General features: G+C 71.6%; 7 protein-coding genes and 1 riboswitch. Of the genes, 2 read left to right on the top strand and 5 right to left on the bottom strand.

From position 1 onward, the window contains the following. Positions 1 to 14: 14 nt before the first annotated feature. Positions 15 to 155: riboswitch (cyclic di-AMP (ydaO/yuaA leader) on the bottom strand. 155 nt (positions 156 to 310) lie between these two features. The 3 genes from ACOJTC_RS10410 to ACOJTC_RS10400 form a co-directional block, all read right to left on the bottom strand. Beyond that, entirely contained in the window at positions 311 to 1,309 is a 999-nt protein-coding gene (locus ACOJTC_RS10410; RefSeq protein WP_204925584.1) for a C40 family peptidase, read from the bottom strand. 177 nt (positions 1,310 to 1,486) lie between these two features. Beyond that, the gene (locus ACOJTC_RS10405) at positions 1,487 to 2,491 is read right to left on the bottom strand and encodes a hemolysin family protein (protein WP_420116703.1); all 1,005 of its coding nucleotides are present in this window, start codon (positions 2,489 to 2,491) and stop codon (positions 1,487 to 1,489) included. Next, the gene (locus ACOJTC_RS10400) at positions 2,484 to 3,791 is read right to left on the bottom strand and encodes a hemolysin family protein (RefSeq protein WP_357925765.1); all 1,308 of its coding nucleotides are present in this window, start codon (positions 3,789 to 3,791) and stop codon (positions 2,484 to 2,486) included. Before ACOJTC_RS10400 ends, ACOJTC_RS10405 begins: the two co-directional genes overlap by 8 nt. Before the next feature lie 144 nt (positions 3,792 to 3,935). Here ACOJTC_RS10400 and ACOJTC_RS10395 point away from each other — a divergent pair, with 144 nt between their 5' ends. Next, the gene (locus ACOJTC_RS10395) at positions 3,936 to 4,613 is read left to right on the top strand and encodes a GOLPH3/VPS74 family protein (protein ID WP_420116702.1); all 678 of its coding nucleotides are present in this window, start codon (positions 3,936 to 3,938) and stop codon (positions 4,611 to 4,613) included. A gap of 95 nt (positions 4,614 to 4,708) precedes the next feature. Here ACOJTC_RS10395 and ACOJTC_RS10390 read toward each other — a convergent pair whose 3' ends face one another. Together ACOJTC_RS10390 and ACOJTC_RS10385 are read right to left on the bottom strand one after the other, a co-directional pair. After that, the gene (locus ACOJTC_RS10390; protein WP_420116701.1) at positions 4,709 to 6,925 is read right to left on the bottom strand and encodes a (Fe-S)-binding protein; all 2,217 of its coding nucleotides are present in this window, start codon (positions 6,923 to 6,925) and stop codon (positions 4,709 to 4,711) included. 288 nt (positions 6,926 to 7,213) lie between these two features. Continuing rightward, positions 7,214 to 7,477 (bottom strand): cell division protein CrgA, encoded by a 264-nt coding sequence (locus ACOJTC_RS10385; protein ID WP_204925580.1) that lies wholly within the window; start codon positions 7,475 to 7,477, stop codon positions 7,214 to 7,216. 229 nt (positions 7,478 to 7,706) lie between these two features. On the opposite strand from ACOJTC_RS10385, the gene ACOJTC_RS10380 reads away from it, so the two are divergent. Next, positions 7,707 to 8,513 carry a DUF881 domain-containing protein gene (locus tag ACOJTC_RS10380; RefSeq protein ID WP_204925579.1) on the top strand — a complete coding sequence of 269 codons (807 nt, stop codon included), beginning with the start codon at positions 7,707 to 7,709 and terminating at the stop codon, positions 8,511 to 8,513. The last annotated feature ends 154 nt before the right edge of the window (positions 8,514 to 8,667 follow it).

Here is an 8,667-nt window from a genome sequence, read left to right as displayed (position 1 = left end):
ACCGGGCTCCGTTCTCCTTCTTCCTCTACCGCCTACCGGGTTAGCTGACGGGTTCGGGCGGGAAGGGAGAGCGCCCTACCGCAGCGCCGCTGCGGATTCACCCCGGCGTACCTGGGTCCCCGGCTCGCCCGGAGGCGACTCGGCGGTGCCGGTCGACGCCACCCCGGGCGGGGCGGACCTGGTGCCGACCGACGATTGACCAGAGTAGAGACGCTCGTTATCGATCCGCAACCCGCCGGGCCGGCACACTCCGTGACCGGAAAACACGCAACCCCCGGCCCATCGGGCCGGGGGTTGACGTATGTGCTGGTCAGGGGCGGCGGAAGCCGGCCACCGGCATGTAGTTGATGCTGGTCACCTGGACCGGCTTACCGGTCCGGGGCGCGTGCACCATCATGTCGTTGCCCAGGTAGAGCCCGACGTGGTGCAGGTCGCTGAAGAAGAACACCAGGTCGCCGGGGCGGGCCTCGGAGCGCGGGATGGCCTTGCCCTCGTTCCACTGCGCACCGGTGAAGTGGGTCAGCGAGATGCCTGCCGCCTTGTACGCGAACTGGGTGAGCCCGGAGCAGTCGAACGAGTTCGGCCCGGTGGCGCCCCAGACGTACGGGTCACCGACCTGCGCGCAGGCGGTCGCGATCGCGGTCCGGGCGGCGGAGCTGACCACGCCGTTGATCGTGGGGCAGCCATTCACCTTCACCGTGGTCTTCGGCATCGCCGCCTGCAACCGCTTGATCTCGGTGTTGATCTGGGTCTTCTTGGCCGCGAGCTCCTTCTCCTGCTTCACCTCGGCGGCGATCAGGGTGTCGAGCTTCTGCTTCTCGGCGTCGTACTTGCGGCGGACCACGAGCACGGCCTCGACCTCCCGGCGCTGCTCGGCGGCGAGCCGGTCCAGGATGGTCAGCTGCGTGGCGAGGGTGCCCGGCTTGGTGGTGGTGAGCAGCGCGCTCAGCTCCTGCGAGGGGCCGGACTTGTAGTAGCGGGAGGCGAGGTCACCGACCCGGCCCAGGGCGAGTTCGCTCTGCAGGGCCAGCGGCTCGATCTTCTTCTGGAGGTCGGCCGACTTCTTGCGGTTGACCTTGAGCTGGGCCCGGACCTTGTTGTAGTCCTCGATGGTGGGTTCGAGCTGCTCCCACTGCTTGTCGAGAGCCGCCTCGATCTCCTCGGGCGACGGCGCGGCGTGGGCCGGCACCGCGAGCATCCCGGCACCGACGGCGACCGCCGCGACCAGGGTGAGCAGGCGGCGGGCGACCCGCCGGAGGGCTGCCGGCCGGGCGGGCGGCTGGCCCTGGGCGTGACGGTGAGGGGGCATGGTTGCCACCGGCGTCGACTCCTTTGCAACCGACCGCCGGGCGCCTCGCTAAGGGGAAGAAGGAGGCAGACGTCCCACAGCGGCCGGTGCAACATTAGGGGCAGTCACGGTGGGGAATCAAGGCGGGTGGGCACTCCATCACATCAGTGCAATCGCTTGCACACAAAGGGTGTCCATTCAATTTCCAACGATGGCGGTCAATACATCGTCGAGCGTGACCACGCCCAGCGGACGGCGACCGTCGCTGACGAGCACCATGTGCCGCCGCTCGCGCCGCATCGCCAGCAGCAGATCGGCCAACGTACGGTCCGGCGGAACCACCGCCAGCGGCCGGTAGACCTCGGCCGGCACCGGCGCGCGACGGGCCACCCCGGCGTACCCGAGAACGTCCTTGACGTGCACGAACCCCAGCACCCGGCGGGTGGAACGCTGCACCACCGGGAACCGCGACCGGCCCGTACTGGTCGCCAGCACCTCCAGCGAGGCCGGTGAGACGTCCTCGGCCACGGTGGTCACCGTGGACCACGGTTGCAGCGCGTCGGCCGCCGTCCGGTCGTGCAAAGCCAGCGCCCCGGTGATCCGGGCGTGCTCCTCGGCGTCGAGCAGCCCCTCGGTGCGGGCCTGGGCGACCAGTCCGGACAGCTCCTCGGCGGTGAAGACCGTCTTGACCGCGTCGGTCGCCTCCACCGCCCACAGCCGCAGCACCTGCCGCGCCGCCCACTTCATCGCCAGCAGCAACGGCTTGGTGGCCAGGCAGAACGCCAACATCGCCGGCCCCAGCCAGAGCGCCGACGGCTCCGGCCCGGCCAGGGTGATGTTCTTGGGCACCATCTCGCCCACCACCGTGTGCAGGAACACCACCACGGCCAGGGCGATCAGGAAGGAGACCGGGTGCACCGCGCCCGCCGGCAGCAGCACCGCGTGGAACACCGGCTCCAGCAGGTGGGCCAGGGCCGGCTCGGCGATCGCACCCAACCCGAGCGAACAGACGGTGATGCCGAGCTGCGCACCGGCGATCATCAGCGGGATCTGGTTCATCGCCGACAACGCCCACCGGGCCCGCTGGGAGGTGGCGGCCAACGGCTCCACCACCGTACGACGCGACGCGATCAGGGCGAACTCGCTGCCCACGAAGAACGCGTTGCCGAGCAGCAGCACCACCGCGACCAGCAGCTCAGTCATCGGCGTGCGGCTCCTCGGGACGGACCACCCGCACCTGTTCGATCCGGTGCCGCTCCACCTCCACGACGGTGAACGCGTAGCCGTCCGCACAGGTCGTCTCGCCCGGCAACGGGATGTGCCCCAACCGGGCCATCAGGAAGCCCGCCAACGTCTCGTACGGGCCCTCGGGGAGCCGGAAGCCGGTCTGCTCGAACAACTCGTCCCCGCGCAGCACCCCGTCGACCAGGACGGTCCGTTCCCCGCCCGGCACGGTCAGCCCGGTGGCGTGGGCGTCGTCCACGGTGGCCGGGTCGAACTCGTCGGCGATCTCCCCGACCAGCTCCTCGACCAGGTCCTCGACGGTCACCACCCCGTCGGTGCCGCCGTACTCGTCGACGACGATGGCCAGGTCGGACCCGGCGGCCTTCAGCGCCGCCAGCACGCCGTCGAGGTCCAGGCTCTCCGGGACGTACACCGGCTCGCGGGCGACCGAGGCGACGGTGGTGCGGGCCCGCGCGGCCAGCGGCACACCGAGCGCGTCCGGCACGGCCGCGACCCCGGTGACCAGGTCGAGGGTCTCCTCGAAGACGGGGAACCGGGTGCGGCCGGTCCGCCGGGACAGGTCCAGCAGCTCGGCGACGGTGGCGGTGGCCCGCAACGCGATCACGTCCACCCGGGGGGTCATCGCCTCGGCGGCCCGCTTGTCGCCGAAGCGGATGGTCCGGCGCAGCAGCATCGCGGTGTCCGGCGGCAGCGCGCCCGCCCGGGCCGAGATGGCCGCGAGCAGCCCTAGTTCCTCCGGGGAGCGGGCGCTGGCCAGTTCCTCCTGCGGCTCCACCCCGAGCTGGCGGACCAGCCGGTTCGCCGAGTTGTTCAGCCCTCTGATCAGCCAGCCGAAGGCCCGGGAGAAGGCCCGCATCGGCCCGGCGGTGACCAGCGCCGCCGGCATCGGCCGGGCCAGCGCCAGGTTCTTCGGCACCAGCTCACCGAAGAGCATCGACAGCAGGGTGGCCAGCGCCAGCGCAAGCAGCGGACCGAACCGGTCGGCACCGCCCAGCGGGGCCAGCAGCGGGGCGAACAGCCGGGACAGAGCGGGCTCGGCCAGGTAGCCGGTGAGCAGCGCGGTGAGGGTGATGCCGAGCTGCGCCCCGGAGAGCTGGAAGGACAACTCGCGCAGCGCCCGGCGTACCGTGGCGGCGGTGGCGTCGCCGGCCTCGGCCCGCCTGTCGATCTCCGCCCGGTCGACGGTGACCAGGGCGAACTCGGCCGCGACGAAGAACGCGTTGCCGGCGGTCAGCAGCACGAAGCCGGCCAGGGGCAGCAGCGTGCCGAGCAGCAGTGAGTCGATGGGTGTGATTGTTTCAGATCCGCCCCCGGCGGTCACCGGGGCGTGGCACACGGTCACCGGTGTCGCCGCCGGGCCGCCCACGGGCGGGGTTCGCGTTCCGGGGTTAGCGTGAACGGCATGGCACCGCTCACCCTCGCTGACGAACTGGTCCTGCTCGCCTACGACGACACCGGCGTGAACCGGCTGGGCCGGCCGCACCTCGACTACGGACTGTCCGGCGCGGTGCTGCTCGAACTGGCGCTCGCCGGTCGGGTCGAGGTGACCGACGACCGGCTCGTGGTGACCGATCCGACGCCGGTCGGCCACCCGCTGCTCGACGACGCCCTCGCCCGGGTCGCCGCCGACGGCAAGCGCCGCCGGCCCAAGGACTGGATCAGCCGGCTGGCCAAGGGGCTGCCCGACCAGGTGCTGTCGGGCCTGGTCGACGCGGGGGTGCTGCGCCGGGATTCCGACCGGGTGCTGCTGCTCTTCCCGCGTACCCGCTATCCGTCGCCGACCGGCGCGGAGCCGGCGGCGGAGACGGCGGCCCGGCAGCGGATGGTCGACGCGCTGCTCGCCGACGGCCCGGTGGAGGCCCGGACGGCCGCGTTGCTCGGCCTGACCCGCGCGGTGGGGCTGGACCGCAAGATCTTCCGGGAGTTGCCGAAGGAGCGGCTCAAGGCGCGCACCACGGAGATCGCCGACGGGGACTGGGCGTCCGCGGCGACGAAGAAGGCGATCGAGGAGACCCAGGCCGCGATCATGATGGCGACCACGGTCACCACCACGGCCGCCATCATCACCACGACGTCCTGACCGTGACCGTCACGACGCCCTGAGCACCGCCACGGCGGCGGCACCGGTGGGTGCCGCCGCCGTCGTGCGTCCGCCCCGCGGGCGACGGTACGGCCTCAGCCGGCGGTCGGCGCGGTCTCCTGCTGGCCGGGCGCGGTGTCCGACCTGACCGAGCGCAGCAGCACGCTGGCCACGTCGACCACCTCGACCTGCTCGCCCGCCCCCTTGCCGTTGACGCCGTCGTTGAGCATCGTCGAGCAGAACGGGCAGCCGACGGCGACCGTCCGCGCCCCGGTGGACATGGCCTCCTCGACCCGGTCCACGTTGATCCGCTTGCCGATCTTCTCCTCCATCCACATCCGGGCGCCGCCGGCACCGCAGCAGAAGGAGCGCTCGCTGTTGCGCGGCATCTCGATCAGGTCGGTGTCGGCCCTGCCGCCGCCGTTGATGGCGCTGCCGAGCACCTCCCGGGGGGCGGCGAAGACCCGGTTGTGCCGGCCCAGGTAGCAGGGGTCGTGGTAGGTGACGCCGCCGTCGACCGGCTGCACCGGGGTGAGCCGGCCGGTGCTGACCAGGTGGGCCAGGAGTTGGGTGTGGTGTACCACCTCGAACTCACCGCCGAGCTGGCCGTACTCGTTGCCGAGGGTGTTGAAGCAGTGCGGGCAGGTCGCGACGATCTTGCGCTTGGCCGGTTCCCGGCCCTCGAACGCCTCGTTGAGGGTCTCGACGTTCTGCTGGGCGAGCATCTGGAAGACGAACTCGTTGCCGATCCGGCGGGCCGGGTCGCCGGAGCAGGTCTCGCCCTCGCCCAGGATGGCGAAGGAGACCCCCGCCTCGTTGAGCAGGGTGGCCACCGCGCGGGTGGTCTTCTTGGCCCGGTCCTCGAACGCGCCGGCACAGCCCACCCAGAAGAGGTACTCGAAGTCGTCGACCTCGCCGACCCGGGGCACCTCGAAGCCCAGCCCCTTGGTCCAGTCCTCGCGGGTGTTCTGCGGGGCGCCCCACGGGTTGCCCTTGTTCTCCAGGTTGCGCAGCATGACGCCGGCCTCGGACGGGAAGCTCGACTCGATCAGCACCTGGTAGCGCCGCATGTCGACGATGTGGTCGACGTGCTCGATGTCGACCGGGCACTGCTCGACGCAGGCCCCGCAGGTGGTGCAGGACCACAGCACGTCCGGGTCGATGACGCCGCCGGCCTCGGCGTCGCCGATCAGCGGCTTGTCGGCCTCGGCGAGGGTCAGCACGTCGAGGTGGGCGAGCTGCGCCGCGGTGGCCTTCTCCTCGCCGGTGAGATCCTTGCCGCCGCCGGCCAGCAGGTAGGGCGCCTTGGCGTACGCGTGGTCGCGGAGGCTGAGCACGAGCAGCTTGGGCGACAGCGGCTTGCCGGTGTTCCAGGCCGGGCACTGCGACTGGCAGCGCCCGCACTCGGTGCAGGTGCTGAAGTCGAGCAGGCCCTTCCAGGTGAACTGCTCGACCTGGGCGACACCGAACTGGTCCTTCTCGGGGTCGGCCTCCTCGAAGTCGAGCGGCTTGCCGTTGCTCGTCATCGGGCGCAGCGGGCCGAGCCCGGAGCCGGCGGGCCGGGCCGGTTCCCGCTTGAAGAAGATGTTGAAGAACGCCAGGAAGCGGTGCCAGGCGACGCCCATCGTCACGTTCAACGCGATGACGATCAGCCAGGTCATCGAGATGACGATCTTGATGAGGGCGGCGACGCTCACGCCGGCCGGCCAGGCGGGCAGCAGCGCGCCGAGGGCGTGGCTGACCGGGGTGGCCCAGAGCGGGTACTCGAAGTGGTCGGTGGCGACCTTGAAGCCACGGATCACGAACCCCATGACCAGCACGGCGAGGACGACCGCCTCGACGAAGTAGCCCTGCCACATGGTGGAGCCGGTGAACCGGGAGCGCCCGCCCGGCCGGGTCGGCCGGTTGCGGACCCGGATCGCGATCAGTACCAGGATGCCGACCGTGCCGAGCACCGCGATCACCTCGGTGACCAGGCCGTAGACGGCGAGGCCGCCGATCAGCGGCAGGCCACCGGTCGGCGAGACGACCTCGAAGTACGCCTCCAGCACCAGCAGCGACAGCACGATGAAGCCGACCATCACGAACCAGTGCGCGGCCCCCACCACGCCCCACCGGAGCATCCGGGTGTGGCCGGCCGTCTCGACCAGCATCGTCTTCGCCCGGGTGCCCTTGTCGGCGAACCGCTCCGGCGCGGGTTGCCCCAGCCGGATGACGGCCACCATCTTCAGCACCGCGCGTACCGCGAGCCACACCGCCACTGCGGTGATGGCGGCGGCGAGGACCGTGGTGACGATCTGGACGCTGCCCATCGAGTTGGCCTCCCGGTCTGCTGCCTGTCGAGCGGCTCGGCGACCGGGGGCCGGCTCAGGGGGTGGCCGGCGTGCCGCCGCCGCACCCCCGACCGGACCGGTCGATGACCTCGCTCCGCTCGGTCATGCAGTGCAGCCTACGCGAAAGTTACCCAACGGTAACGTGAGTCTTCTCGCACCAGGCCACGCCGCCCTGCGGACACCATAGGGCTCCCGACGCCGAAGCGCCGGGTCGGGGCCGTCCGGGGTGACCTGGGACGTGTCGCGGGAAGCGCCGGAGCGCCGCGCTCAACGCCAGCGGGAGAGCAGGACCAGCGAACCCACCATCGCGCCGAAGCCGACCGCGAGGTTCCAGTAGCCCCACGAGGCGACCGGGTACTCCTGCTCGGAGAGGTAGTAGACCACCAGCCAGCCGATGCCGCCGACGATCAGCGCGACAGCGATCGCCGGCAGCCACACCGGGCTAGGCTTGCGCGTCGCCGCCGCCGTCGTCGGACGAACGTCCGTCGGCGGGGTGTACACCTTCTTCTTACGGACCTGAGACTTGGGCACGACGCTCTCCAGAGGGGTGACGACCTCGTCCGGCCTGACAACCGGGCGCGGGGGCGACGGTCCATGGCCAATAATGTTCGACAGCTAGCGTAGTCCGGAAGGCCGCTCCAGGCCATGAATGGGGTCGATCCGGTGCACGCGGTGACCGGATCGGGCGGGTCGACGCGACGCGCCGGTGACCGCCCAGCGTCGTGACGGGCGTCACCACACGACGGGAGAGGAACGCTCGGTGGAGTACACATCCGGTGCGGCGTCCTGGCAGAAGGCCATGCGCCGGGCGGTCGCCGCCTTCCTGCCACGCCGCCCCCGGCAGCGCCGGCCGGGTTGGTCGATCGGCGTGCCGCTGATCGCCGCCGCGGCCGGGTTGCTCTTCACGACCACGGCGACCACCGCCGGCGGCACCGCCCTGCGCGAGGACCGCCGACCCCAGCTCACCCAGCTCATCGAGGACCGCCGCGAACAGGTGGCCGAAAGCGAGCTGCGGGCCGCCCGGCTGCGCGCCGACGTGGAGAGCGAGACCGCGACCCTGGCGGACACCGACGAACCGATCAAGGAACAGCGCGACCGCGCCCGGGCGCTCCAGCAGGCGGCCGGATTCACCGCGCTCGCCGGGCCCGGGGTGACCGTCGAACTGAACGACGCCCCCCGCCGCAGCGACGGCACCCTGCCCAAGGGCGCCACCAACGACGACCTGGTCGTCCACCAGGGCGACGTGCAGGCGGTGGTCAACGCGCTGTGGGCCGGAGGCGCGGAGGCCATGTCCATCATGAACGTCCGCGTGCTCTCCACCAGCGCGGTACGCTGCGTCGGTAACACCCTGCTGCTGCACGGCCGGGTGTACTCGCCACCATTCAAGATCGTAGCAATCGGCGATCCCGCTGCCCTCCAGCAGGCCCTCGCCGGCTCTCAGGGAGTCGGGTTGTTCAAGCAGGCGGTCGACCACTACCAGCTCGGTTACTCCGAGAACGTCGGCTCCGTCACCGTGCCCGCGTTCGAGGACTCGACGGCGCTGCGATCGGCGACGGTGCCGCGATGACCCGGCAGGGCGGGGACCAGCGCCACGGCGACCAGCACGACGGGCCGACCGCCTTCCTCCCCCCGGTCGACCGGTCCACGCCGCCCCCGGCAGCGCCGGCCGGGTTGGTCGATCGGCGTGCCGCTGATCGCCGCCGCGGCCGGGTTGCTCTTCA

The organism is Micromonospora sp. (assembly GCF_048594385.1).
Classification (GTDB): domain Bacteria; phylum Actinomycetota; class Actinomycetes; order Mycobacteriales; family Micromonosporaceae; genus Micromonospora; species Micromonospora wenchangensis.
The sequence above is the reverse complement of the archived record's forward strand: the minus strand, read 5'-3'. Positions and strand labels throughout refer to the sequence as shown.